At 43.8% G+C, this 25,017-nt stretch carries 22 protein-coding genes and 2 pseudogenes; 13 read left to right on the top strand and 11 right to left on the bottom strand.

Features of this window, described 5'->3' with window-relative positions; translation table 11 throughout:
- Positions 1-121 precede the first annotated feature (121 nt).
- The 7 genes from HP552_RS28510 (at position 122) to HP552_RS28480 (ending at position 11,614) form a co-directional block, all read left to right on the top strand.
- A complete protein-coding gene (locus HP552_RS28510) occupies positions 122-1,027 on the top strand; it encodes an ABC transporter permease (protein ID WP_175398735.1) in 906 nt (301 codons plus the stop codon).
- A 2-nt stretch (positions 1,028-1,029) separates the two neighbouring features.
- Positions 1,030-1,899: a carbohydrate ABC transporter permease gene (locus HP552_RS28505; protein ID WP_175398734.1), complete on the top strand. Its 870-nt coding sequence runs from the start codon at positions 1,030-1,032 to the stop codon at positions 1,897-1,899.
- Between the two features lie 64 nt (positions 1,900-1,963).
- Positions 1,964-3,535, top strand: coding sequence for a type 2 periplasmic-binding domain-containing protein (locus HP552_RS28500; protein ID WP_175398733.1), 1,572 nt, complete (start codon positions 1,964-1,966; stop codon positions 3,533-3,535).
- Positions 3,536-3,650: 115 nt separating this feature from the next.
- Positions 3,651-6,317: a glycosylhydrolase-like jelly roll fold domain-containing protein gene (locus HP552_RS28495; RefSeq protein WP_175398732.1), complete on the top strand. Its 2,667-nt coding sequence runs from the start codon at positions 3,651-3,653 to the stop codon at positions 6,315-6,317.
- Positions 6,318-6,608: 291 nt separating this feature from the next.
- Positions 6,609-8,648: a serine hydrolase domain-containing protein gene (locus HP552_RS28490; RefSeq protein ID WP_175398731.1), complete on the top strand. Its 2,040-nt coding sequence runs from the start codon at positions 6,609-6,611 to the stop codon at positions 8,646-8,648.
- A 35-nt stretch (positions 8,649-8,683) separates the two neighbouring features.
- Positions 8,684-10,597: a serine hydrolase domain-containing protein gene (locus HP552_RS28485; protein ID WP_175398730.1), complete on the top strand. Its 1,914-nt coding sequence runs from the start codon at positions 8,684-8,686 to the stop codon at positions 10,595-10,597.
- A 222-nt stretch (positions 10,598-10,819) separates the two neighbouring features.
- Complete coding sequence (locus tag HP552_RS28480; protein WP_175398729.1) at positions 10,820-11,614, top strand: undecaprenyl-diphosphate phosphatase; 795 nt, start codon at positions 10,820-10,822, stop codon at positions 11,612-11,614.
- Between the two features lie 387 nt (positions 11,615-12,001).
- Here HP552_RS28480 and HP552_RS28475 read toward each other — a convergent pair whose 3' ends face one another.
- The 5 genes from HP552_RS28475 to HP552_RS28455 are packed head-to-tail and all read right to left on the bottom strand — an operon-like array spanning position 12,002 to position 14,314.
- Positions 12,002-12,298 (bottom strand): spore coat protein, encoded by a 297-nt coding sequence (locus tag HP552_RS28475; protein ID WP_175398728.1) that lies wholly within the window; start codon positions 12,296-12,298, stop codon positions 12,002-12,004.
- An 11-nt stretch (positions 12,299-12,309) separates the two neighbouring features.
- Positions 12,310-12,510: a hypothetical protein gene (locus HP552_RS28470; protein ID WP_175398727.1), complete on the bottom strand. Its 201-nt coding sequence runs from the start codon at positions 12,508-12,510 to the stop codon at positions 12,310-12,312.
- 30 nt (positions 12,511-12,540) lie between these two features.
- Entirely contained in the window at positions 12,541-13,677 is a 1,137-nt protein-coding gene (locus HP552_RS28465; RefSeq protein WP_175398726.1) for a zinc-dependent alcohol dehydrogenase, read from the bottom strand.
- On the bottom strand, positions 13,674-14,060 hold the full coding sequence (locus tag HP552_RS28460; protein WP_175398725.1) for a spore coat protein: 387 nt from the start codon (positions 14,058-14,060) through the stop codon (positions 13,674-13,676). The genes HP552_RS28465 and HP552_RS28460 overlap by 4 nt, the downstream gene beginning before the upstream one ends.
- A gap of 11 nt (positions 14,061-14,071) precedes the next feature.
- Positions 14,072-14,314, bottom strand: a complete 243-nt coding sequence (locus tag HP552_RS28455; protein ID WP_175398724.1) for a spore gernimation protein GerQ — start codon at positions 14,312-14,314, stop codon at positions 14,072-14,074.
- Between the two features lie 182 nt (positions 14,315-14,496).
- Here HP552_RS28455 and HP552_RS28450 point away from each other — a divergent pair, with 182 nt between their 5' ends.
- Complete coding sequence (locus tag HP552_RS28450; protein ID WP_175398723.1) at positions 14,497-14,778, top strand: hypothetical protein; 282 nt, start codon at positions 14,497-14,499, stop codon at positions 14,776-14,778.
- Positions 14,779-15,027: 249 nt separating this feature from the next.
- Complete coding sequence (locus tag HP552_RS28445; protein WP_175398722.1) at positions 15,028-16,116, top strand: L-dopachrome tautomerase-related protein; 1,089 nt, start codon at positions 15,028-15,030, stop codon at positions 16,114-16,116.
- Between the two features lie 707 nt (positions 16,117-16,823).
- Here the strand turns inward: HP552_RS28445 and map are convergent.
- Positions 16,824-17,570, bottom strand: a complete 747-nt coding sequence (map, locus tag HP552_RS28440) for a type I methionyl aminopeptidase (protein WP_175398721.1) — start codon at positions 17,568-17,570, stop codon at positions 16,824-16,826.
- A 7-nt stretch (positions 17,571-17,577) separates the two neighbouring features.
- The gene (locus HP552_RS28435; RefSeq protein ID WP_175398720.1) at positions 17,578-18,162 is read right to left on the bottom strand and encodes a TetR/AcrR family transcriptional regulator; all 585 of its coding nucleotides are present in this window, start codon (positions 18,160-18,162) and stop codon (positions 17,578-17,580) included.
- A 332-nt stretch (positions 18,163-18,494) separates the two neighbouring features.
- Here HP552_RS28435 and HP552_RS28430 point away from each other — a divergent pair, with 332 nt between their 5' ends.
- Positions 18,495-18,857, top strand: a complete 363-nt coding sequence (locus HP552_RS28430; protein ID WP_175398719.1) for a VOC family protein — start codon at positions 18,495-18,497, stop codon at positions 18,855-18,857.
- A gap of 24 nt (positions 18,858-18,881) precedes the next feature.
- Here HP552_RS28430 and HP552_RS28425 read toward each other — a convergent pair whose 3' ends face one another.
- Positions 18,882-19,337, bottom strand: coding sequence for an Rrf2 family transcriptional regulator (locus HP552_RS28425; protein ID WP_175398718.1), 456 nt, complete (start codon positions 19,335-19,337; stop codon positions 18,882-18,884).
- A 625-nt stretch (positions 19,338-19,962) separates the two neighbouring features.
- Positions 19,963-20,904 carry a zinc-binding dehydrogenase gene (locus HP552_RS28420; protein WP_175398717.1) on the bottom strand — a complete coding sequence of 314 codons (942 nt, stop codon included), beginning with the start codon at positions 20,902-20,904 and terminating at the stop codon, positions 19,963-19,965.
- 124 nt (positions 20,905-21,028) lie between these two features.
- Between HP552_RS28420 and HP552_RS28415 the strand changes: the two genes are divergently transcribed.
- Positions 21,029-21,907 carry a hypothetical protein gene (locus tag HP552_RS28415; RefSeq protein ID WP_175398716.1) on the top strand — a complete coding sequence of 293 codons (879 nt, stop codon included), beginning with the start codon at positions 21,029-21,031 and terminating at the stop codon, positions 21,905-21,907.
- A 389-nt stretch (positions 21,908-22,296) separates the two neighbouring features.
- Complete coding sequence (locus tag HP552_RS28410; RefSeq protein WP_175398715.1) at positions 22,297-22,920, top strand: histidine phosphatase family protein; 624 nt, start codon at positions 22,297-22,299, stop codon at positions 22,918-22,920.
- A 122-nt stretch (positions 22,921-23,042) separates the two neighbouring features.
- Here the strand turns inward: HP552_RS28410 and HP552_RS28405 are convergent, their stop codons facing one another.
- Together HP552_RS28405 and HP552_RS28400 are read right to left on the bottom strand one after the other, a co-directional pair.
- Complete coding sequence (locus HP552_RS28405; protein WP_175398714.1) at positions 23,043-23,531, bottom strand: ferritin family protein; 489 nt, start codon at positions 23,529-23,531, stop codon at positions 23,043-23,045.
- Between the two features lie 878 nt (positions 23,532-24,409).
- A pseudogene (locus HP552_RS28400) lies at positions 24,410-24,580 on the bottom strand (SDR family NAD(P)-dependent oxidoreductase); the annotation flags it as partial.
- Positions 24,581-24,601: 21 nt separating this feature from the next.
- Between HP552_RS28400 and HP552_RS28395 the strand changes: the two are divergent.
- Positions 24,602-24,822: pseudogene (locus HP552_RS28395) on the top strand (winged helix-turn-helix transcriptional regulator); the annotation flags it as partial.
- Positions 24,823-25,017 lie beyond the last annotated feature (195 nt).

Raw genomic sequence — 25,017 nt, 5'->3', positions numbered from 1 at the left:
TGGCATCCTTTTCCTTAAAAATCACTTGTTTTAACTTAAAAATGCCTAATTGAGAGAGGATTATTCTGGCTGTATAGTTATCTTGTAAGCGGATTCATTAGAGGATACTGGGGGGGATAAGTTGAAGGTTTTTGCGTTTCATCGAATGAAAGTGTTTTGGCCACTATACGTGATGGCTATTCCAGGTATCGTTTTTCTCATTGTGTTTAAATTTGTCCCGCTGGGCGGTGCGATCATCGCCTTCAAGGATTACTCGGTATTTCAAGGGTTCGGTGACAGTCCGTGGGTAGGACTCAAACATTTTAAGGCCTTAATTGACCACCCCGATTTTGCCAGGGTTTTTGGAAATACCCTAATGCTCGGATTTCTCAAACTTGTATTGGTTTTTCCGGTGCCTGTATTGCTGGCACTGATGATTAACGAGATTCGCAAATCGGCGTTAAAAAAAGGAATCCAAACGGCGCTGTATATCCCGCATTTTTTATCCTGGGTTATTGTGGGCGGAATCCTGTTCGATTTCTTTTCTTTAAGCGGATTGTTCAATATCGTTATTGGGTGGTTTGGTTTGGAACCTGTGCTGGCCATGCAGGAGAGTGCATATTTCAGACCCATCTATGCAATCTCGTCCATCTGGAGAGACGCCGGGTGGGGAACTGTGGTGTACATGGCAGCGATTAGCGCGATCGATCCTCAACTCTACGAATCGGCAATGATTGACGGTGCATCGAAACTCAGGCAAATTCGCCATATCACGTTCCCGCTGCTTTTACCAACCGTACTTGTGCTTTTCCTGCTGGAGATCGGAAACTTCCTGGATCTCGGATTTGATCAGGTATTTAATCTGCTCACGCCGATGACATACAGTGTGGGAGATATTTTGGACACCTACGTGTTCCGGACTGGCATTCAGCAAGCACAGTATAGCTTCGCGACGGCAGTCGGATTATTTCAGTCGGTGATTGGCTTTATCCTGGTATATGTATTTAATAAACTGTCCAAAAAAGTGTCGGATGGGGGGCTTTGGTAGGAATGGTTGAATCCAAAAGAGAACGAGCATTTGTTACCGGAGTTACCATTTTTCTCATCCTGTTTTCCATTGCAGCCATAGTACCGCTTCTGTCCGTAATCTCCACGTCATTTAGTTCCAAAAGCGTCGTGGACATGAACCTGGTAACACTGTGGCCAAAAGAGTTTACGCTTGATTCATGGAAGTATATCATTGATCGACCGGATCTGTGGAAGTCCTTCTTCCTGACGGTAGGCACTACGGTTATTGGGACGGTACTGGCTCTTCTGATGACAGCCTTGTTCGCGTATCCGCTGTCCAAGTCAGAGTTTCGCTGGGGCTCCTTGATTATGGTATGCGTTGTGATTGCAATGATCTTCAAAGCGCCGATCGTTCCATATTTCCTGACGGTCCGCAGCATTGGACTTTATGATAATCCGCTGGTCCTGATCCTGCCGCATATTCTAAATCCCTTTAATTTAATCATCATGAGAACCTTCTTCAAACAATTTCCCAAGGAGCTGGAGGAGGCAGCCTTTCTTGAAGGCTGTGGATATTTCCGAATGCTGTTCCATTTCGTTCTTCCATTATCCAAGGCCGTTATGGCAACTCTTGCTTTATTCTACGGTGTGGTGTTGTGGAACCAGTTTCAGCATCCGCTATTTTTCCTGCAGGATACCAACTGGTTTCCGCTGCAGATCAAGATCAGGCAGTTTATCACCGATGATAGCGTCATGATGGCAGGTGCTGCTTCAACGGTGGACCTGAATTATAATGAGCGGACACTGAGAGCGGCAACTGTCATTTTTGCGATCATTCCGATCATCATTGTGTATCCCTTCCTGCAAAAGTATTTTGTCAAAGGAGCCATGCTTGGCTCAGTGAAGGGCTGATCTCGTTTTACCAATGAAACAGGAAGAATGTACAAGAATAACCGTGATTGAAGGGGGATTAGCTATGATTCTTAAAAAGATGGGTTTAATGATGGCCGCAGGTGTTCTTGCGATAAGCACGATTACCGGCTGCAATTCAAGCTCTACAGGTGATACTTCCGCTTCTGGCCAGACTTCCACCAATGAGGATGGAACGGTCGATATCGAAGTATGGGGAACGAACATTGGTTATAAACCGATTACCAAGGGCAGCAAGTTATATGATTTTTATAAGGAAAAGCTTGGCGTGGGTGTGATTCATCCGTATGTGGAATGGAACGGGGGCACCAATTATCTGAACCAGCTGAATCTGAAAATCGCCGCCAATGAAATGCCGGACTTATTCATACCTCAGCAGGGGATTGAAGACAGCTTGGCTAAAAATGGTGCCATTGCCGATCTGACCGACCTGCTGCCCAAATATGCGCCCAATGTATGGGAGGCCATTCCGCAGGATATGTGGGATGTGGTCAAAGCGAACGATCCTACGGGTCAGGGCAGAATCTATTATATTCCCGGTGTTGTGGAGTACGGGAGATACGCTGGCATGATCCGTCAGGATTGGCTCGATAAGCTGGGTCTGACGATGCCGAAGACGCAGGACGAATACGTTAATGTACTCGAAGCATTCCGGGACAAGGACCCGAATGGTAACGGCCAGAAAGATGAGCTGCCTACGGGCGGCAGGGAGCAGGCTAGATGGATGGACCACCTGTTCGCCATGTACGGGGTAGCCATGTTCGAAGGTTATCCGGAGTGGGATATCTACAATGGTGAGCTGACTTATTCTGCAGTGACTCCGAATATGAGAGCAGCGCTGGAATTCGCGGCCAAACTGTACAAGGAAGGATTAATTGACAAGGAATCACTTTTGAACACAAAGGATAAGTGGGATGGCAAAATTCAGTCTGACAAGGCTGGGAATTATTTTCACTGGGTTGAGCATGGCAATTTGATTTTGGAGAATCTGGAAAAGAACACCGGCGTGAAGGCTAACTTTACCGTGCTCCCTGTACCGGAAGTCGAGGGATATGAAGGTTTCTACACGATGAAGAGATTTGCACCTCCACAATGGGTCATCAAGAACAATAAGGACGAGAACAAGCTGATGGCCACCCTGAAGCTGCTGAACAATATGTATGACAAAAAGAACTGGAAGGATCTGTTTCTGGGCGTGGAAGGTATGCACTATGAGATGAAGGACGGCAAGGCTGTTAAACTTCCCGATGACAAGAGCAGTCAGGAAAATCAGCTTTTAAATCCGTATTCAACGTTGGCGACACTTGATTTTACGATAGATCTGTTTAACAGTACGTCATCGGAAGACAGTAAATGGGCGATCGACCAGGTGACCCGAAATATGCAGGAGGCCCAGAAATACGCGAAAGTCATTGCCGGTGACGGTATGCCAGCCAGCGTATACGACAGCTTCCCGGACATTAATAATCGTACATTATATGTGGAATACGCCACTAAAATCATTCTGGGACAGTACCCGATCAGCAAGTTTGATGAGTTTGTAGATAAATGGAATGCATCGGGCGGGGAAGAAGTGACAAAGCGCGCAAGAGAATGGTATGCCAAGGTACAAAAATAATAACCATCAAAACGTATATCCGCCCTCTATTCAGTTGAAGACGGGCGGATATTTCATATTGTTAGGGTGTGTTGGACATCGTCTGGTTGAAATTAGACCGAAATAGGAGGTAATCATGAGAAATCGTTTAATGGACGTGCTTGAGGGAAGGGAACATAATTATATCCTCCCATTTCTATGGCAGCATGGGGAGGAAGAACGCGTGATACGGGAAGAGATGGCTCGCGTACATGAAGCAGGCATCGGGGCCGTATGCGTTGAAGCCCGGCCTCATCCTGATTTTCTGGGACCGAAGTGGTGGACAGACATGGACATTATTATGGATGAAGCCCGTAAGCGCGGGATGAAGGTATGGTTGCTTGATGATGATCATTTTCCAACGGGACATGCGGCAGGCAAGGTGAAGGAAGCCCCGGAAGAGCTCCATCGCTTGTTTCTGGGTGAACGATATATTGATACGATTGGGCCTGCTCAAGGAGCATCTTTTTTGATAGATACTTTGCTGATGGCGGGGCTTCGACCTACCGTGTCCCTAAACCAAAACGCGAGTAGTCATAACAAACTCGTTGCCGTTGTGGCTGTCCGCCGAAATCCAACCGATGGAACATTGCTTTCTGAATATATAGACATAACAGAATTTGTGAATAATGGTACCCTTTATTGGGATGTCCCTGATGGGTATTGGCGTATGTTTATTATTTCGGAAAATAGAGAGGGCGGCAGCAAGGCACAGGAAGAATATCTGAACCCCTTAGTACGCGAATCAGTACAAATTCTGCTGGACACGGTTTATGAGGCTGTTTATGAACGTTACAAAGAAGATTTCGGAAAAACGTTTGCTGGATTCTTTTCGGACGAACCTGGATTCTACAATGATAAAACCACGTTTGACTTTAATTCTAAACCCGGTAAACAAGAAGTATCGCTGCCTTGGAGCAATGAAGTATCCGTTTTACTTGAGCAGGCGTTGGGTGAGGATTATCGAAAGCATTTATATCTACTTTGGCAGGATGTGGGGGGGAAATCCAATATCGTACGGTACACTTATATGAATATCGTCAGCAAACTGTACGCGGACAACTTCTGCAATCAAATTGGAACCTGGTGCAGAGCCCGTGGAATAGAATATATCGGACATGTACTCGAAGATAATAACGTCCATGCAAGACTAGGTCCCGGCGCGGGCCACTTTTTCCGCTCCCTCTGGGGACAAGACATGTCGGGTATTGATGTAGTACTTTGGCAAATCGTCCCTGGCTTCGATGAAATGAGTTTCCGCACAACATTTGGGGAGACAGATAGTGAATTCTTCCACTATGGCTTGGCTAAGCTTGGTGTGTCTCTAGGGCATATTGATCCGAAAAAGCAAGGACGGACGATGTGCGAATTGTATGGAGCATATGGTTGGACAGAAGGGCTGAAGCTGATGAAGTGGCTTACCGACCATATGCTGGTCCGCGGCGTTAACTACTTCGTACCACATGCCTTCACTCCAAAATCGTTCCCGGATCCGGATTGTCCACCCCATATGTATGCAGGTGGGAAAAACCCGCAGTATCGTTATTATAGGTATTTAAATCAATATATGAATAGGATGAGTCACCTGATTTCCGGCGGAAGACATGTGGCATCTGCTGCTGTCTTGTATCATGCAGAAGCCGAATGGGCGGGAGAATCCATGTATTTTCAAAAGCCTGTAAAGGCATTGATGCAGCGTCAAATTGATTGCGACGTTCTTCCTATCGATGTTCTATTAGAAGGTGCCAATGTGATTGAAGGTAGACTGCATGTTCATCAAGAGGATTACAGATGTCTGATCGTACCCTATTCGGAGGCACTTCCTGCAGCGATGCTCCAGCGTTTAGTCCAATTTGTCGAACAAGGACTTGCCGTTCGGTTCGTTGATGGGCTGCCAGCACGATCGAGCGAAGGCCTGGAGGTTTCCAATGAACTTCAACGACTCGCCAGTCACATGAACGTTAAAGTCTTGTCTTTGGACAAATTGGCACAAGATCTTGTCGCAGACGGACATTTCGATATTCAAGTGGATAACTTTCAACCTTATCTACGGAACTACCACTATATCCATGACGAACTGGATGTTTTTATGTTCTTTAATGAAAGTCCATTTGATACCGTACGTACGAAGGTTGTCTTGCCTGTAGAAGGTGATGTATATGCCTATGATGCATTCCTTAATCGCTTGAACAGCTTGAGTTCGAGAGAGACCGATTTCAAGGCGTTGTCACTTGTTTTGAAACCATATGAATCCATTATCTTGATTCAGGGAAAAGGCCTTGAATGTTATGCCCAAAATCCGCTTTATATAGAGAAAGAGAAAATGAAGGTTATGGATTTCGAGGCAGAATGGACGGTTTCCACTGCAGTTGCCGAACACTATCCTTACTTTGTTGAATGGGGAAAATTAAATACTCTAACTAATATGAGTTTGCCTGATTATCTACCGCATTTCTCTGGCACATTCCGTTATGAAACTGAATTTGAATGGAACGAATCGGTGACTCAAGTGCATTTAGATCTCGGCGAGGTATTTGAAACGGCAGAAGTTTGGCTGAATGGTGAGCATGTAGGAGTTCGCATCTGTCCACCTTATCGGTTAGAAGTCTCAGGTTTGTTAAACAAAGGAATTAATAACATCGCTATTGAAGTCACTAATACATTGGTCAAAGATCAGCGGGATTTCTTATCAGCTTTTGCCCAACAGGAGCCAAGCGGACTTATTGGACCTGTTACATTTCTAACATCATTTCAAACAGACTGAATTTTGAAAGGGGGGGCTTGGTTCAAGAGGAGTATGTTTTAATTAATAGTTACTAATATAGCGTATCAGGTGGTTAACCAGTAGTTACTGGTTGACCTTTTTTGATTAATAGAACCAGCAACATCTCAAGATTGAACTAGACCAAAGACGAGTGAATACTGGACTAAAGCGGGGGAAGTTTCTCAGCCCTTAATCACAGATGTAATCCTGCTTTAGAATGATGGAAAATAAAGGGTCTACTATTATGATATACAAGTAAAACATTTGGATACTAAGAAATGAGGTTATTCAATGAAAAAGAAAAGTGCTTTAAAGGGATTTACCCTAATGACAGTTGGTGTGTTATTTTCTTCTTTACTTGCTGGGCCAACAGCATCTGGAAACTCAGTATTATGGAGTGAGAGTAAGGCTGGATTAGAACAGACAGCCGCCCATACAGGGCCGATGTCTTCGGTCGAAGTTGAGCAATTTGCAGATGATTTCTTTAATCGGCCGGAAATCAAAAAAAAGCTAGTTGGTGCAGCTTTTACAATCGTTGCAGATAACAAAGTATTGTTAAATAAGGGCTATGGCTATTCCGACTTGGAAACCAAAACTTTCGTGGACCCTGAGCAGACGATTTTCCGGATGGCCTCCATTTCCAAAGTAATGACTGCCACTGCTGTAATGCAGCTTGTAGAGCAGGGGAAGATCAATCTGGACGAGGACATTGAAAAATATCTTGGTGGGATGAGGATTACGAATCACACGGGAACACCTGTCACCATGAGGCATTTGTTGACGCATACATCAGGGTTTGATTTCACCGACTATATTTCATCTAACAATGTAAAAGACGAACAATCATTAGAGGAGTTTATTGAAGATAACCTGCCGACTGTTATACGAACACCAGGTGAGAGTTACCGGTATGATAATTTTGCTTTTAATCTTCAGGGATACATTATTCAACGAATGGTTGGCTATCCATTTGAAGAATACATACAGAAGCATATTTTTAAACCTCTGGATATGAAAAATAGTGATTTTCTCATGACTGAACAGGTCAAAAAACAGCTGGCCACGGGCTACGGAACAAATGGCCAACCCAAGGAGCAGTATCCAAATGACCCGGTTATTATGCCAGACGGAGGTATGTTTGGCACGAGTGGCGACATCGCTCAATTCATGTTAGCCCATTTGAATGAAGGAAGCTTCGGTACCTCTCAAATCCTCTCCAAAACGACAACAGAAGAAATGCATCGCACGCAAGTCCAAGTTCAAGAGCAGATGCCCACTATGGCTCTGGGTTTCGAAAAATTTTACCGGCACGCATATCATGGCCAAATGGTTATTGGAAAAGGGGGAGATTTACCCGGCTATCATTCATGGATGTGGTTGATTCCAGACCACAAGATTGGTGGATTCGTCATCACCAATAGTGATGCGAGCCAAGACATCGGGGAAGAGTTGTTTACAGCATTTATGGATCACTATTACCCCCAAGAAAAACAGAAAGCAAAGGAATGGCCGCTCCATTCAAATGAGCTCGATCAGTATATAGGAACCTATCGCTATCTTCGCCAGCCTTATTTGTTCTTTGACATCGTGAAACAGAAAGGGGAACTTTCGATTTCAGGTCCAAATGGAACACATACGTTAAAACCAGTCGGAGATCAGTTGTTCGTTGATGAAGAAGGAAACCAAGCCGTCTTCAAGAAAGACACGGACGGTAAAATCACCTATCTGGATTACATTTTTCCAGACTCTTGGTTCGGAAAAATACCTGATCTCCCTCAATATTCTGACGTAGCTAACGACGACTATGCTGAGGCTATTTATCGCTCAACCAAATTATTTATGCCACAGCACAGTGAAAAACGTTCTACCCACTATTATCCTGATGAGGCTATTACGAGAGGTGAATTTGCATCCCAATTGATTCAGTTTGCTAATTTAAGACCTTCTGATAAGCCGGTAGTGTTTAAAGATGCCGAAGGACACAAGTACGCTTCTGCCATTCAAACCCTCGCAGACCTTGGAATATTGGTAGGCACTTCAACTGAAATGTTTGATCCGGATCGTACAATCAGTCGCCAAGAAGCAGCAACAATTCTCTGGAGACTCTCATCGAGCGTGGACTTACCTATAATCTCGGCAGAAATCGCTGATCAACCAGCGCCTTGGGCGGTTGATGCGGTGAAATTTTTAGTCGGAGCAGGAATCTATGGACCTGATGTAACCAGAAACGAAGAGGGAATTGTCAACTATCGGTCGCAAGAACCTTTGCTGCGTAAGGAAAGTGCAGTGATTTGGGATTGCTTCAGCAGAATCCTGACTTCAGGTTTATGAAATAGAGTCACGAAGTAGAAAGGAGAACACCCAAGGTGAATGTTAAACTACTGAGGTCGTTTATATTGTTCTGTATTAGTGTATGTCTTCTTTCTCAGTTCTCAGTTCCGGCCTACGCTACAGATCTAATAGAATCAGGAGAAACCCCTTCTGGAATTCCCTATAGCCGGCTGGGGCAGGAGATTGATAACTACGTCAATTCCCACATTGGAAAGTCAACTCCCGGCGCTGCGGTTGTGATCACAAAGGGCGACAAGATTGTTTTCTCCAAAGGCTATGGCTATGCCAATATGGAGCGTAAGTCTGCTGTCGATCCTGCTTCTACCGTATTTGCCTATGGATCCATTAATAAAGCGTTTGTCTGGACTTCTGTGATGCAGATGGTGGAAGCAGGCAAGATGAGGCTAGATCAAGACATTCGAACATATTTTCCAAAAGAGGTCACGGAGAAACTGCGTTACAACAAGCCGATGACTATACTGGACATTATGAGTCACACCGCAGGCTATGAGCAGCATCCACTAAGTACATTTACGCGGTCAGAAGAGAGTCTGACCGCGCTGGAAGAAACGATACTGTCTAACCAGCCGGAACAAATTTATGAACCCGGCACAGTCATAGCCTATTCCAACTTTGCCACGGCACTGGCTGCCCTAGCGGTAGAGAAGGTGAGCGGGCAATCATTCTCCGACTACGAGATGAACCATATCCTTAAGCCTCTTGGAATGAATCATAGTTCTGGTCATCCTACCTTAGCGGATCACCGGGATCTGCTGAAGGAAAAAGCAACAGGTTATGCGAGAAAGCGGGAAGGAGGGTTTGAAGCAAGAGCACATTATTATGTTCCTCTGTATCCTGCGGGAGCCATGGAAGGGACGGCGGAGGATCTAGCTCGGTTCGCTATGGCACTATATGCACCAGATAGTTCGCTGTTCAACCGGTCGGACACCGCAAGGAAGATGCTCTCCCGGAGTTATACCCCGCACGAAGAGATCCTGTCGAATGCGCACGGCTTCTGGGAATATCGGGCAGAGCCTCACGTCGTTGGCCACAGTGGGAATGTTAAGGGATTCTCCGGCAACATAGCAATCGCACCCGAGGAGCAGCTTGGCATCGTCGTCTTGACGAATATGGAGATAGAGCAGGAGCTAACCTCTGGGATCATTAATCTGCTGATACAGGACCGTACGAAAAAAGCTGAAAACCCTGTTCCCCCTGCCGAATTGTCTCCATCCGGGGAACTGGCCGGATATTATGTACAGTCGGGTCGCACTTACTCTTCATACCATGAGGTTATTAACTACCTGGGTTTGATTAGAGTACAACCGAAAGGTGAGCATGACCTTATACTAAGCGTAATGGGCATGACGGGAGAACTCAAACAGATACGTCCGAATGTTTACCAATTTGCCAGATCCGACAGTCCAAGATTTGAAAGATTGGCACCGATTCTGTATGCGGAAATTTCTGATGAAGGTGTAAAACGATTGAGCAAGGGGATCGCCACGGATATATTACCGATCAAGGGAAACCGTTCGCTTCCTGCCTTGATCATCTATTTGGTATGGGCTATCTTGGCTATCGCATTCTTTCTGGTTGCTCCATTCGTTCTGCTGATTCGATGGCTTCAGCGTAGTAAAAAGGGCGCTTCGTCCGCAACCAGTCACATCATGTCATCTGTAATCTTGTGCGGTACACTTTTGGTAGCCAATGTCATATATCAGGTGGTGAATGCTTTGATCAATGAAAACGTGACCGTGGACCAAATGAACTTTGGGATCTCTATAAATTGGGCACTGACCTTGCTTGGCACAGTATTATTGGGAGTTTCCATTGTTAAACGTCCATCATTGATATGGAAGAAAGTGTGGAATATTGTTACAGGGGTGCTGTTTATTGGCTTCGCTTTGATGATGGCGCAATGGAACTTTTATCATTTTATTCCGTAAGGACTGCACGGTAACTTCGATACCACGGTTTAGTCATAGTATATCCAGGGAATAGCATGCCCGTTGGCAGCTACTTCTTTTTTTCATTAAGCTAACGGGTAGGTGACAATAATGTCACGTTAAACTCAATATTGTTATGCGAAACGATGGGAATATATTGTTATTAACCCTTATACTTGAACTTGTTGAACGAGTTTATTTTCGTAAAGGGGATATCTTCTGATGACTGATGTACTAAAAGCAATAATACTTGGCATCATAGAAGGTTTAACAGAGTTTTTACCAGTATCGTCTACTGGACATCTTATTTTAGCAGGCAATTTGCTTAACTTTGAGGGAGATGCGGCAATAACCTTTAAAATTGTTATACAATTGGGTGCAGTGATGGCAGTTCTAATTCTTTATTGGAAAAGTTATATGGAAATTGGGTCAAACTTCATTAAAATGGAATTTTCAAAAAGGGAAGGATTAAACGTAATACATATGATTTTGGCTATGTTACCAGCATTAATCGTATATCTTCTACTAAAAGACACTATAAAAAGCCAATTATTCGGCCCAACGCCTGTCTTAATTGGTCTAGTTGCTGGTGGTTTGTTAATGATTATCGCAGCAAGGAGTAAGAGAAAAAATAGCGTTGATACGATTAGTTACAAACAAGCATTTGGGATTGGCTTATTCCAATGTTTGGCTTTGTGGCCGGGTTTTTCGAGATCGGGATCGACGATTTCTGGTGGCCTTCTGCTCGGAACTAGCCAAAAAGCTGCCGCAGATTTTACGTTTATTATTTCTGTACCTGTTATGTTTGGTGCTACCTTGTTGGATTTATACGATAGCCGCAATTTGCTTAGTCTAGACGATTTATATCTCATGCTCATCGGCTTTTTGGTATCCTTCCTTGTGGCTATGATCGCGGTAGTGACGTTTATTAGACTAATCAAGCGACTTCGATTGGAGTGGTTTGCTCTATACCGTTTTGCATTAGCAGCTCTTTTCTATTTTATCGTCATCCTTTAATTGTTAACAATAGTTGATAAACTCTCATACCAACTAACGGGCAGGATAGTTCAGTAAATGGTATAATATTGAAAACAACTTACTTGCTGACTTGCCAAACTCTGCGCAGGAACGCTTTTTTGCAGACTATTAGAGGTCAGATGACAATGATGTACTTGACGGAAACTTTTGCTTCCTGGTAGCCAATACCCCTCCGCATTTTTGTGGAGGGGCTTTTGTAAAATTTCTGTGTGATCTCCTGTTAGCTACCATAAGGGATGCGCACATCCTTGACGTGAACCTGTTTGACTATACAGGGAACTTTTTGCTCTCTGGAGTCTCCGGCTAAATCTGAAATAGTCCTGAAACCATTGTGTATTAAGCATTTTGCGGGAACGGAAAACGGTGTCAGGACGGAATAGTCATAGCGGTCTGAATGTTTTTCAGGTCGAGCTGGATTTGCTCTGGAATATGGTAGGGATGGTATAAGCCATGCTGCATCATGTAATTGGATATCTTTTCATGAGAGTCTATGGCCTCATCGAGCTGTTTCATCAAAATTTGCTTGATTTCAGGGGTGGCACATTCGGTCACGGCCATGGCATAGTTTCTGACTCCGCTCTTGGCGTTCATCAAAAGGTCCATTGCGATGATGTCATCCGTCAGCGTATGAAGCCCTGTCATGTGTTCTAATATTGGATTCATTTTTTTATCTCCTATACAGTCACTTTAGACAGCACTCCACCGAGCTCCTGAAGCTGCTGTTGTGATAATGTCGCATCTTGTTGCAGAATTTGCATGAGCTCCGGGTCGGTTACCAGAGCTTGCATGGTTTTAGATTTAGTCAAGCAAACCGTCTTGAACGCAGCTATTTCATGCACCTCGAGCATCTCATGCAAAGCGTAATTGGCATTCATTCAGATTGTCCTCCATGTATATATCCATATTTAAGGTTTTAAGATGACTTTAATGCAATTGTCCGTTTTGGTATCGAACACTTCATAGCCCTGCTTGGCCTCGCTGAGCGGAATGACGTGCGTAACAATGTCACCAGGGTCCACCTTGCCGGACGTAACCAATTCATACATATACGGCATGTAGTGAATGACCGGGGCTTGTCCTGAACGAATATTCACGTTTCGCTGCATGATGTCGCCGAGCGGGAAACCGTTATAACGTCCGCCGTATACCCCAGTGATTTGGATAGTGCCGCCTTTGCGGACCGCCTGAGATGCAATGATAAATGCGCTCATGGTTCCGCCTTGCAGTTTCATACCGCTGGCCAGAAATTCGAGATCGCTCATCTTACCGTCCATTCCTACCGCATCAATCACGACATCAGCGCCGCCTTTGGTCATTTCCTTGAGAGTGTTCCCAATATTCTTATCCTGTTCGAAGTTTACGATTTCCACATTGTTAGTTCGCTTCGCATGCTTTAAGCGGTAATCGACATAGTCAACGGCTATGACCCGTTTTGCTCCTTTGAGCCAGCAGAATTTCTGAGCCAGAAGTCCGACTGGACCACATCCGAGCACAATGACCGTATCTCCATTCTTAACACCAGCGTTATCTACACTCCAGAATGCCGTCGTCATGGCATCAGCGATCAAGCTCAGATTTTCATCCGGTTGTTCGCAGTTTTCGGGAATCTTAAAGTGGGTAAAATTAGCAAATGGAACCCGTAGATACTCGGCTTGCCCGCCAGGATATCCGCCGGTCGTTCCGGAGTAACCGAAATATGCGCCCATATCCCCGTGTTCGTTTGAATTGTCACATTGGCTTTCCAGCTGATTTTTGCAAAAAAAGCATTCTCCGCATGCGATGTTGAATGGGATGATCACACGGTCGCCTTTTTTTACCTTTGTCACGCCTGGGCCCACTTCTTCTACAATTCCCATCGGCTCATGTCCAATGACATAGTTCTCCTGAAGGTTAGGGATCATCCCGTGAATAAGATGGAGGTCGGAACCGCAAATGGCGGAACTGGTAACCTTTACGATCATATCGTCCGGTTTCTCAATCTTCGGATCCGGCACCTCTTTGACCACGACATTTTTAATCCCTTGATACGTTACCGCCTTCATGCGTTATGTCCTCCAATATGTTCATCTGGGGTCCGATCAAACATGCCTTTACGCGACGTATCATCCGGGAACAGATTCATCTGCCCGATCATCACCGTATTTTTCGCAGAAAGCTGGTCGAGTTGGTACTGTTCATTCAGCTCGTAAGGATGGAACCATTTTTTGCGAATCATGAGCTCCGAGATTTCTTGGTGCATTGCAATTCCCTGCTTAAGGTGATTGTGCAGCAGGGCTCTTACATCCGGTGAAGCTGTTTCCGTCAGGGCGATGGACAAATTACGCACACCTTCCTTGGCACGAATAAGGAAGTCCATGGCAAAAGTCATATCTGCCATTTCCGGCATATTTAATGAATTAATCGGGTCTAAATAATCGGTATTCATTTGAGCTCCCCTTAATGTGTTATAGGTGTCGGACTATTCGGAACAGGCGCTTGGAAAGGAGCTTTCGCGTAAATTGCTTGCAGCTCGGCGATCTGTTGTATGGATTGAATGACGTCTTTCTGCATTAAGGCTTTTAGTTCTTGATCAAAGACCAGGCCTTGCATAAGTTTTGACTTAGCGAGGCACAGCGTTTTAAAGTTTAACGCTTCATGCAGTTCCATCGATTCGTGCGGCGCTAGCGTTGGATTATTCATTGAGAAACGATCACCTCCTTTTCATCATCGTTAGATTTTCCAATGAATCGGATCTTATACTAAAATGGATTGCGGCAGATGGAAGATCCGGATATTCCCATACAGTTGCAGGAATATAAACAAAATCCTAATCCGATACTTATTTTTGTCTATATGATCTTGGAAAGGGAGGAGGATTTACTGTGCCCAATAAAAACAAAATTGATCTAAGCACCGAAAATGCAAGAAAACCGGCAGAAGGTACACTTCATTCGAGTGCTAATACGCTGGAGCAGCATTCATCTAACTCGGTTTCTGAGGTGCAGACCGCTTTAAATCAGGCAATAAGCTCGATAAGTGAATCTAATGCGGCAACAAATTCAAAAGCGTTGGAGACTGCCCGGCAGCAATTGACCCGAGCAGAGGAATTTTTAGATCAAGCGCAAACTTCAGCAAACGCATTACGTCTGCCTGACCAACAATAAAACGTTCTTGGTGCTGATCCCATGGGTAAATGCCCTGCATTGACGCTCGGGGGAACTATTTGCCTAGGACACGGAGAACCACCAAAAGGCTTCGGCTTGCGCCGAAGTTTTTTTGTTTTTTTAAGATGTCTCGGACATTTTCAAAAATACGTATAAAAAGAATGATTTAGGGCCAGGCATTAGAGAATGTCATAAACATACTATAGGTAATATCTATTCAATTATGTTGAGGAGGATATCATAAAACCTATGTTACCTATGGAAGAGTATTTCGGTAAGTTTGAACTCGTTCATTCATTTTATGGGGCTATGCCTACAGGCGTTAGTGTATCCGAAACGGGGCGTATCTTTATTTGCTTTCCGAAATGGGGAGATGACGTTACATATACGGTAGCGGAAATTGTTGAGGGTCGGTTGCAGCCTTATCCCAATGTAGAAACGAATTTGGTCAACCCATTGAATATCGCTATGTCCTTCATCAGTGTCCAAAGTGTAGTTGCAGATGGAAGGGGGACCCTGTGGGTACTGGATACGGCTGCGCCCAATTTTTCTGAGCCTATTAAGGGAGGGGCAAAATTAGTCGCTGTAGATTTAAAAACAAATTCAATAAGAAAAGTATATACCTTTGCAGATGATGTAGTCTTGCCGACAACGTATCTGAATGATGTCCGATTTGATTTTCGTGTAGGTAAAGCAGGTTACGCATATATAACGGATTCTTCTTCCAATGGTCCAGGCGCTATTATCGTCGTAAATTTAGAAAACGGAAATGCGTATAGACGGTTGCATGGAGCAAGCTCAACCTCACCCGATCCGTATTTTGTACCGAAATTGGAAGGTAAAATTTTGATGAATCGAAACACGGATGGTTCGACATCTCCCTTTCGATTGGCCTCTGATGGAATAGCCATTTCCCCGGATGGAAAAATGTTATTCTTTTGTCCATTAACCAGTCGCCAACTATACTCGATCTCAACAGAAGCCTTAAGAGACAGAACGATACCGGATTTCAAGTTAAGTGACCTTGTGCATTATTGGGGAGAGAAGGGCGCATCGGATGGGATGACCACGGATGCAAAAGGAAACGTTTACGCTGGAGACTATGAAAACGATAGTATTCGAAAGATATTGCCGAGTGGAATCATGGAAACCATCGCCCATGATCCCAGAATTTTATGGCCGGATACTTTTTCTATTGGTCCGGATCAATACTTATATGTAATTGTGAACCAATTACATAGGCAGGCAAGATTTCATTACGGAAAAGATATGCGACAAAAACCTTACAGCTTACTTCGTATAAAAATTGATGAATTACCTGCTCCAACCCTTGGATAAATATGTATTCTCGTTCAACACTTCCCTCTCGTCAAATCTCAACAGTGACGAAAATTATGGCTACCGCTATTTTTCCGTTCATGTATCTACTAGTAGAGATAGGGTTGATTTGATTATGCAGGAGTTTTTCATTTGGAGTAATTATAGCGGACGATTTTTTATCTAGTTCGGAATCTGTTGTAAGTAACAAATTAAGGGATTGAAACATCTGAAAAGCTTCAATGACCGATGAAAGCTCTTGTTCATATTTCTCAGGGGGGAGTGTGGATGAATAAGATAACTGGGCGGGAGAATGGATCTTGGAAGAGAAACAATCATAGCGGAATGGTGATGCCTCTGATCTACAGTACCTCCCAATTGAACGATTTCTTGACGTGCTAGAGCATGCTCATCTGTAAATAATAACACAGTCTGCATGGTTTAATACCTCCACAAACGATGTGGAGTATATCTTGATGAGCTTCTTGGATACAATTTACCATCTTTTATCCATAGAGGTTACCTATTTTATAACTAGGAATTTCTTGAAAATCTTAAGGTATCAGCTCAACAGTTGAGCTATGAGATCCGCTGAGAGTATTAACTCAACTAAGACAAGAGAGCCGCTTATTCAATTTAAGTAAAATAACGTCATGGGGTTAAATAAAGATGCTATGCCAAATACAAAAAAAGAAGTCGACCATTATGTTGGTCGACCTCTATTTGTTCTATTGCATGGTCAAAATTTGTGGACCTTCAGACGTGATGACGATCGTATGCTCGTATTGGGCGGCAAGCTTGTTGTCCTTCGTCCGTGCAGTCCAGCCGTCCGGATCGATTGTCATGAAGTAAGTGCCTTCGGTAATCATGGGCTCAATTGTAAACACCATACCCTCCTTGATACGAAGGCCTTTTCCAGGCTTGCCGACATGCATATAAGTCGGCTCCTCGTGCAGGTCGCGGCCGATGCCATGGGCGAGAAGGTCGCGTACGACTCCAAAGCCTTGCGATTCCGCATGCCTCTGAATCGCGCTTGTCACGTCGCCGAGCCGATTGCCCGGCTGCGCCTGCGCGATGCCGAGGTCAAGACATTCCTTTGTGACGCGAATCAACTTCTTTGCCATCGGCGAAATATCCCCAACCGCATAACTCCAAGCCGAATCACCGAGCCAGCCATCGAGTTCAGCGACCGTGTCGATCGTCACGATATCGCCTTCCTCAAGTGGCTTATTGCTTGGGAAGCCATGCGCGATCACATCGTTGGTGGAAGCACAGGTCGCATATGGATAGCCCTTATAGCCTTTCTGGTATGGCTTTGCGCCGTGCTTCATCATAATGTCCTCGAAAATGCGATCAATCTCGTTAGTGGTAATGCCCGGTTTGATAAGCGGGGCGATTGTACGATGGCATTCTGCCACCACTTGACATGCCTTCCGGATAGCCTCAATTTCATACTTGCTTTTTAAAATGACCATGTTCGTATCAGGACTCCTTCGTAATAGCTTGCATGGCGAGACGGGCAATTCGATCGACGTCAAGGTCGGAATGGCCTGCATAATAGTACAGTCCACAGCAGCCGACCAGCACAGCAAGCATATGGTCGACGCTCTCATCTTCGCACTTGGTGATCGATTGCAGTGGAACATACAACCGTTCCATAAATCTTCTCTTGGCGTAGTAGCGATCTTTCTCAGGCAAGCCTGCATAATGTTCCGCCGCCATTTTGTAGACAAGATATGCACGAGCGTCCGATTGCCAGAGCAGGAGCAGCGCTTTACAATAGGACAACACCTGCCTGTCATCCGGGTGACTGTCGCTGGTGTTCGCCCATTCTGCGATAACTTGCTCGCATCTCTCAAATCCGCTACACAACACATCTTCTATTAATAAATGCCGGTTGGGATAATAATGGTACACTGTGCCGTAACCAAGCTCTGCCTCGCGGGCAACGTCACGAATATCAAAGCTTCCGCCCGTTCGAAAATAGGAGCGCGCGGCAACGTCCAGGATCTGTTCTCTGCGCTGTATGCGTATAAGCTCATTTTGTTCTTTGGTACGGGGAGACATGGCGTGTAACCTCCTTATGTAGACCTGCAAATTTGTCAATATAAAAATAGTAACGCATGGGGCAGAGAAATGCAAAAAAATTGTTGTTGTTTGATAAAATGAGGTACTAAACAATTTATCAATCTGGATCATGCGTTAGTCCTATTTTCCAAGCTAACGTGTCATGGTCAGGAAGTGAGTCACCCATGCATCTGTCAAGTAGACGAAACAAGTACACAACATTATGAGAATACTTACCAAAAAAAAGTTTGACAAGATCAAATTGTTTATGTATAACTAAGTCAGTTATAACCATTATGGTTATGACTAAAAAACAAAAATCGGAGGCAAACATGAAAATCATAAATCATTTTATCCCCGTTTTTACCGAGCAGCTGGAATCAACCGTTGCTTATTATGAATCTCTTGCTAACCGATCTATGGATCGCACGTGGGATATTCCCGAAGCTGGCTTGTCTTTAGCCACAGTATACCCTTACGTTATTGTATCTGGAAGTGTCGAGGCCATGGAGCCTGCTAGGTCACTCCGTGCCGTGGTGTATGTTGATTCCATGACCGAATTGAAGGAAGAATTAAAAAAACAAAATACCGTTATAGTAAGGGATCAATATGGTCCTATTGGTCCAAGCGTTTTTGTGCAGCATCCAGATGGCTGTTTTATTGAATATGTTGAGCCTGTAAAGACTGTTATTTAATGATGAATTAAAAATCAAATAAAGCTACTCCACGCGTGGAGTAGCTTTATTTGCATTTGCCTGTTTCAGAATTTGCTCCACAATCTGAGCTAGGGTAACAGAAGCGAGTTCATGCTCCATGACCTTCTGAGCGTTAGAGAGTTGTGGTAAAAGGACCGATTCAATGTTCATTCCTACAGAGCAATTGGGGTCAGTGTCCTTATGAAAATTGAAAAGCTGATTACCTTCCACAGAATCGACTGCTTGGAAGATATCCAGTAGGGTTATTCTTTCGGGAGATACCCGAAGAGAAGCCCCCGCGACTCCAGGTTTTGTTTCAATATACCCTGCTTTTTTGAGCTGGGCCATAATCCTTCTAATTACAACAGGGTTACTATTGATGCTTCGTGCAATTCGGTCGCCTGTGCTATATATGGGGTCCAACGTAATCATAGAGAGAATATGGACAGCCATCGAAAAGCGACTGCTTATTTGTTTCATCTATTCACCCTCTTTGCTACAAAGTATAGTTCCAATTAAAGAACAGGTCAATCGGCTTCTTTTTGTATGATACATATGGAGGTTGCAGACGAAGACATTGATTATGACCACTCCAATAGAGATGGAACACACATATTCCCACATAGGTGTCATCAGTGAGTATTTCGGATTTGTCGGTTTGTTTACTTTCACTTGTCTGATTTTATTGTTGATCCCCGTATTGGCATAGCTAGTCCCGTAGGGAGAGCCGAAGCCTTTACAGTTCGATGTATTATTTGCCATTCTTGCAGTAGCAAATGCAAGTTCTTTATTGATAGCAGTCATGCAGCGCTCTATTTTCAGTTTATCGGAAGTCTCCTATCGTTTGTAATCCATGCATGGTATATGAGCAAAGTTAAGAAAGACACCTTCATCAAAATAGGCAGGCTTATTCCAAATCTTGATCGAAGAAATCATGAAACCGGCGAATGGAATGGAACAGTTCGAGATGAAAGAGCATGCAACCTGATCTCCTTCCTGGTGTAGGAACTTTAAGCCGGGTTCATTGAAAAGCATAAATACTCCCTACTCGAAACGAGTGAGGGAGTACTGCATTACTAGCATTGTTTGTTGCAAGCTTATACGATCAAGCTATGTGAAGCACGGCCTTGCCTGAGAATTTACGTTCCATCATATTCTGGGCAACGGTGTTAATTTCGGTCCAAGGAGCCTCCACTTCGATCCGGGGGATTAACCGCTTATCTGTAACCAGTCGGGCTAGCAAACTCAGATCGTCCGCGACTGATTGGCGGGTGAGTTCCTCACCTAGAAAAAAGCTGTACAAGGTTCTTCCTCCGCTGGTCACCAGATTCATCATATCGATCGTTGAGGTATTTGAAGAGGAAAATCCTACCGCAACGCAAACCCCTTGGTGTGCTAGCTGCGGTAGTAACGCTGCTAGTGTATTGCCGCCTACTGAATCGATGATCAGATCGTACGGCCCGAATTTGCGGGCTGATGAAATGGCGGAATATCCAATGATCACTTCGTCGGATCCAGTCTCCCGAACAAGATCGGCCTTCTCTTCCGTGCTTGCCGTACCTACGACATATGCGCCGGATTGGGCCGCAAGCTGATGGGCGAATAGCCCAACCCCGCCGGTAGAGCCTGTAATGAAAATACGTTTGCCAAGCAGCATGCCGCCTTTGCGGAGTGCATAGAGCGCCGTGAGCCCTGCTACGGGGAGGGTCGCCGCGTCCGCAAAAGTTAACTTTTCTGGGATTTCGGCCAGCATCGATAAGGGGGCAGCAACTTGTTCGCTCCAGGCTCCCATCGGGAGCAATCCAACAACCCTGGCCCCTTTTTGTGGACCTTCGCCGTTCTTGGCCGGCTCAATGACAATTCCGGCGAAATCCCAACCGGGGCGGCTGAATGCTTCCTGATCCTTAGCGTCTTTCACTTCACCTCGATTGAGAGAGACGGTCTTCACTTTAACGAGCGCTTCCCAAGGCTTGGCCTGGGGGGCGTCAACTTCCTTGAACGCGAAATGTGACGGGGCAAGCGGATCAACTACAATTGTACGAATCATATGGTTCCTCCTCCATGTATGGTTGTGTATGATTAAATGACTATCTCTATCAATGAGGAGTATACTTTAGATAAATGTTTGACCCAAGTGCAGAAGTACACTTCATAAAAGGAGGGAATAGAAGATGGATATAGATACGGAGAAATCCAGACATAAGCTCGTTATGGGAGAAATTGAAGCGCTGCGGATGAAACGTCAGCAGAAGCTTGCAGACCAACCTCACCCGTCCTTGAAACGGTTTACTCAACAAGAGCTGAATGATGAGGCTTTTCCTTCGTATAAAAATCTGCTGGTTGGACGTACCCGGCGCATACCAAATCGTCAGACGATTATCCATATTGCTGATTACCTTGAGTGTTCATCCGACGAGCGTAATGATTTACTATTGGCAGCCGGCTATCTTCCGATCCAGACCGAAATGGAGGGGCGGCCGTTGGAGCGTGCATTGGAGTGGGCTCACCAAACGATGAGGAGCATTCCTTTTCCCTCCATGATCGTAACACATACACAGGACATCAATGGGGTTAACGAGCCGTTTCGTCATTTGTTCGATATCCCTCTCGACCGTTCATATGACGCTTTGATGAATAGAGTCGATTTTCATTTTAATTCCGATTTGCCAATCCGGCCCCGCTCCACTTTCGACAAATCGTCGTTTAAGCAGTGGGAGCAGCACGCCAAAAACGGGATACACACCTTCAAGAGGGAGCACATGCTCTCGCGTTATGATGCATGGTTTCAAAAATTGCTTGATAGAGTTCAGAAATATAACGTGGATGAATATCTAATTGAACCGGATGCAGAGACAATGGTTGATCATACACAAACCATACTAGCCAGAATGGAAAGCACCAGCGAGCTTGTTCCCATTCGCTACAGACAGGTTTCGATTTCCGAAGGCAGCCGCCTGTATCCGCAAATTGAGGTTTTCCTGCCAGTAGATTCTGCCGCGCGTACAGTTTTCGAGAACCTAGGATGTCCAACTGATTGTACGTTTCTCTAGCCCAACACGAACAAGAGGATGAAATCAAAAAAAAGGTATTGGTAGCTGATAATTCGAGATTTATTAAGTTAACTCGGAATGCTAGCTCCATCATTACAAGAAGGCAGCCAGCTAAATGACTGGCTGCCTTTTGTCAGCTTACGAGCAGGTTAATTCAATCGATATGTGGGGGACAAGAACATATTTCCCATTGAAGTTGCTTTTATAGCGGCTTGTTTTATTTTATCGGTACAATTTCTTGTCTCTAGCCAAACCTCAAGATGTTATTTATAAAGGACCAATAGTTTCTGCAGACCTGAGTTTACCCCCGGATCTATCTGATATACCTTCTAAACGTTGAATAAAAAAAATAACATAGGGGAGAGTAGGAAGAAAAAGGTGGAAGAGATATGTACCGTTTATCCGTTTTCGTAATCTGTCTTTTTCTGTTGCTGGGAGCATCTTATAATGCCGAAGCATCTGAGATTTCTGGATCTCCTCTCATAAATGATCTACAAAAAGGAGGTTACGTACTTTATATCCGACATGGAGATGCAACAGTAGGGGAAGATCAACAAGAACTTAGCCTGTCAGATTGCTCGACACAAAGAAATTTAAGTGTAACTGGAAAGGAACAGGCAGAAAAGTATGGCAATGCTATTCGAAAACTGAATATACCCATCCATTTGCCCGTAGAAGCAAGCCCCCTGTGTAGAACTCTCCAAACTGCTCAGATTATTTTTGGAACACAAAATGTAAAATTAAATGGACTCTGGATAAATATATATAGGCTCAGTCAGAATCCGAGCAATGAAGATATAGACAGTACACTTCAAGCATTTAAGAATGAAGTTGAAAAAATACCTCCAACTTCCAACAGGGTAATTGTAGCTCACTCTTTCCCTCCAGGGATGGGATTAGGAGAAATCTCAAGTATGGAAACAGTAATTATAAAACCACTGGGAGATCATAAAGGATATCAAGTGATTGGAAAATTGAAACTTGAAGATGTCTTACAGCTAGCCGGAATGTAAATATTATTTAGAAATTTCTATGTACTGTTGGTCCCATATTATGAAGGATTTAACCATGGAGGACAGCTTTAGATGACAAAAGCTGCTCCTCTTTGATTTCTTCATTGAATTTATGTTCATCTTTATGATTTGTTGATAAGTTCATCTTGCAAGTTATAGGTTATCAAATTGTTGTATTTATCAGCATGTTTCTGTTCATCAAGAATGATTCCCCAAAGGGTATCTTTGTAAATTCCATAAGGAAGTCCAAACCAGATCCTTCTGTAATTTTCAACAGCTGCTAATTCACCTTCAAAAGCTCTTTGCAATCCATTTAGATAAGAGTTTATTGGATTATAAGGTTCATTATTCCCTCCAGAAACTTCTTGGCCTGTGAGGTCTTTATACATTTGTCTAAACATCATGTTGTGTCCACGTTCATCATTTCTGATTCCTGTAATAATTGTAGCTTGTGTAGAATTTGGAGCGAGTTTTATTAGAGCGTCGTAAAATAGCTCATCATTTCTTTCGCCCTGAACAGCTCCTTTAATTAATTCAATGGCCTCAACTGTTGTGGTAGACCATATAGGTGCAAAAGTGTATCTAAGGTAATTAGGATGAACTCCATACATGTAAATCCCTCCAAGATCATAATGGTCAATATATGATCAAAAGCCTATATAGGTTAACTACAATTTTAGGCTTGAAAAATTAAATGTTAAAAATATGGATGAAACACTCGCAAATTAGAATTACCAATAATAGAAACTAAGACAAAGATACTTTTAAATTGCAATTAATTGTTAACCAATTTACTGGAGGTCATTTGAGATGATTTCTACAATTTCTATACATGACGAGAGTAGGTATATAGAAGATATCTGAAACAACATAATGGGACTGCCATGATAAACAGAGACTCACCTTTTTCGATAATGGTCACAATTTTAGATGACATTGATCGAATCTATAGCGCTCATTAATGCGGCAAGAGTATAACAACATGTAATCCACCATTCGACCACCCCTACATAAGCCGTCCCCATAAAGCGCAGCATGACCTCTTTTGTTAATTCATGATTTCTCCTCGGAGGGGTCCACCTCGTCATTGAACTCTTCGATAATAAATTGAAGAAAAAGACTGCGGAAGGAAGGTTGGCAGGGAGCTGTTCCTTCGATCCATTCGCGAAGGCTTCATTCAAAAGGAAATACCAGTTAAGTTGATTGAACGCTCTACAGTATGACATATCCATTTTTACGACCACGAACATTTTCAACAATATTAAGCTATCTTAGTCCGGTTTTGTCCTGAACTAAGATAGCTTAAGGCTGTTTTTTTAAGGCTGTCTGCTTGACAGGGGTAAGACCAAGACGCGGGTTTTCATTTTCCCAAATATCTTTACCGATTTACTAAGAAACTGCGAGGGTAAAATGACGCGGAAAAGAAAATGTAATAAGAAATATGGATGTCAGATTTTTTGAATATTAAACCCAGTTTATTCCCTTTGTTTTACCAAGGTACAACTCCATTTTCATCAAAAAAGACGCCTGCATTATTAATCAAAATATCAAGGTGTCCATATTCTTGTTCAATCCATTCAACTGCGGAGAGAATGGAGCTGGGGTTCGTGACATCAAGGACCACTGTTCTGGCTTTAATTTTCTCCGTTTCCAATAAGGTTACGGCCTCATGTCCTTTTTAAAATCGGTCAGATTTAATGAGTTGAAACGATTAATACCGGGGATTTCACAACGAATGCTGACTTTACAGCTCAGGGAACTCTAGGCGGATGGAATTGTGAAGAGAGTGGTAGACGACACAGTGCCACCCAAAGTAGAATACTTCCTAACACAGAACAAGGAAATAAATTGTCGAGTATCATCGATTCTATAAGAGGATGGGGAAAAGAGTTTCTATCCTGAGTCTGCGGCCGGGAAGTCTCTCTGGATAGCCGTATACGTACTCTCTACTTATTGATATAACGATCCACCGGCCAATTATATGGATAATTTGGTGGCTGACGATACAACAGGGCTATCTCTTACACATTTTGTATATTGAATGTTAGTGAAAAAGTTACTTTCTTGACTGTATAGTCTTGAAAAAATATAATGAGG

The sequence above is a fragment of the Paenibacillus xylanilyticus genome, from assembly GCF_013359935.1.
GTDB lineage: Bacteria > Bacillota > Bacilli > Paenibacillales > Paenibacillaceae > Paenibacillus > Paenibacillus xylanilyticus.
This window is presented reverse-complemented; position numbering and strand designations above follow the sequence as displayed.

Coding starts and splice junctions, on each gene's coding strand:
- HP552_RS28505 (WP_175398734.1), top strand. CDS start 1,030: ATGGTTGAATCCAAAAGAGAACGAGCATTTGTTACCGGAGTTACCATT.
- HP552_RS28500 (WP_175398733.1), top strand. CDS start 1,964: ATGATTCTTAAAAAGATGGGTTTAATGATGGCCGCAGGTGTTCTTGCG.
- HP552_RS28495 (WP_175398732.1), top strand. CDS start 3,651: ATGAGAAATCGTTTAATGGACGTGCTTGAGGGAAGGGAACATAATTAT.
- HP552_RS28490 (WP_175398731.1), top strand. CDS start 6,609: ATGAAAAAGAAAAGTGCTTTAAAGGGATTTACCCTAATGACAGTTGGT.
- HP552_RS28480 (WP_175398729.1), top strand. CDS start 10,820: ATGACTGATGTACTAAAAGCAATAATACTTGGCATCATAGAAGGTTTA.
- HP552_RS28475 (WP_175398728.1), bottom strand. CDS start 12,298: ATGAATCCAATATTAGAACACATGACAGGGCTTCATACGCTGACGGAT.
- HP552_RS28470 (WP_175398727.1), bottom strand. CDS start 12,510: ATGAATGCCAATTACGCTTTGCATGAGATGCTCGAGGTGCATGAAATA.
- HP552_RS28465 (WP_175398726.1), bottom strand. CDS start 13,677: ATGAAGGCGGTAACGTATCAAGGGATTAAAAATGTCGTGGTCAAAGAG.
- HP552_RS28460 (WP_175398725.1), bottom strand. CDS start 14,060: ATGAATACCGATTATTTAGACCCGATTAATTCATTAAATATGCCGGAA.
- HP552_RS28455 (WP_175398724.1), bottom strand. CDS start 14,314: ATGAATAATCCAACGCTAGCGCCGCACGAATCGATGGAACTGCATGAA.
- HP552_RS28445 (WP_175398722.1), top strand. CDS start 15,028: ATGTTACCTATGGAAGAGTATTTCGGTAAGTTTGAACTCGTTCATTCA.
- map (WP_175398721.1), bottom strand. CDS start 17,570: ATGGTCATTTTAAAAAGCAAGTATGAAATTGAGGCTATCCGGAAGGCA.
- HP552_RS28435 (WP_175398720.1), bottom strand. CDS start 18,162: ATGTCTCCCCGTACCAAAGAACAAAATGAGCTTATACGCATACAGCGC.
- HP552_RS28430 (WP_175398719.1), top strand. CDS start 18,495: ATGAAAATCATAAATCATTTTATCCCCGTTTTTACCGAGCAGCTGGAA.
- HP552_RS28425 (WP_175398718.1), bottom strand. CDS start 19,337: ATGAAACAAATAAGCAGTCGCTTTTCGATGGCTGTCCATATTCTCTCT.
- HP552_RS28420 (WP_175398717.1), bottom strand. CDS start 20,904: ATGATTCGTACAATTGTAGTTGATCCGCTTGCCCCGTCACATTTCGCG.
- HP552_RS28415 (WP_175398716.1), top strand. CDS start 21,029: ATGGATATAGATACGGAGAAATCCAGACATAAGCTCGTTATGGGAGAA.
- HP552_RS28410 (WP_175398715.1), top strand. CDS start 22,297: ATGTACCGTTTATCCGTTTTCGTAATCTGTCTTTTTCTGTTGCTGGGA.
- HP552_RS28405 (WP_175398714.1), bottom strand. CDS start 23,531: ATGTATGGAGTTCATCCTAATTACCTTAGATACACTTTTGCACCTATA.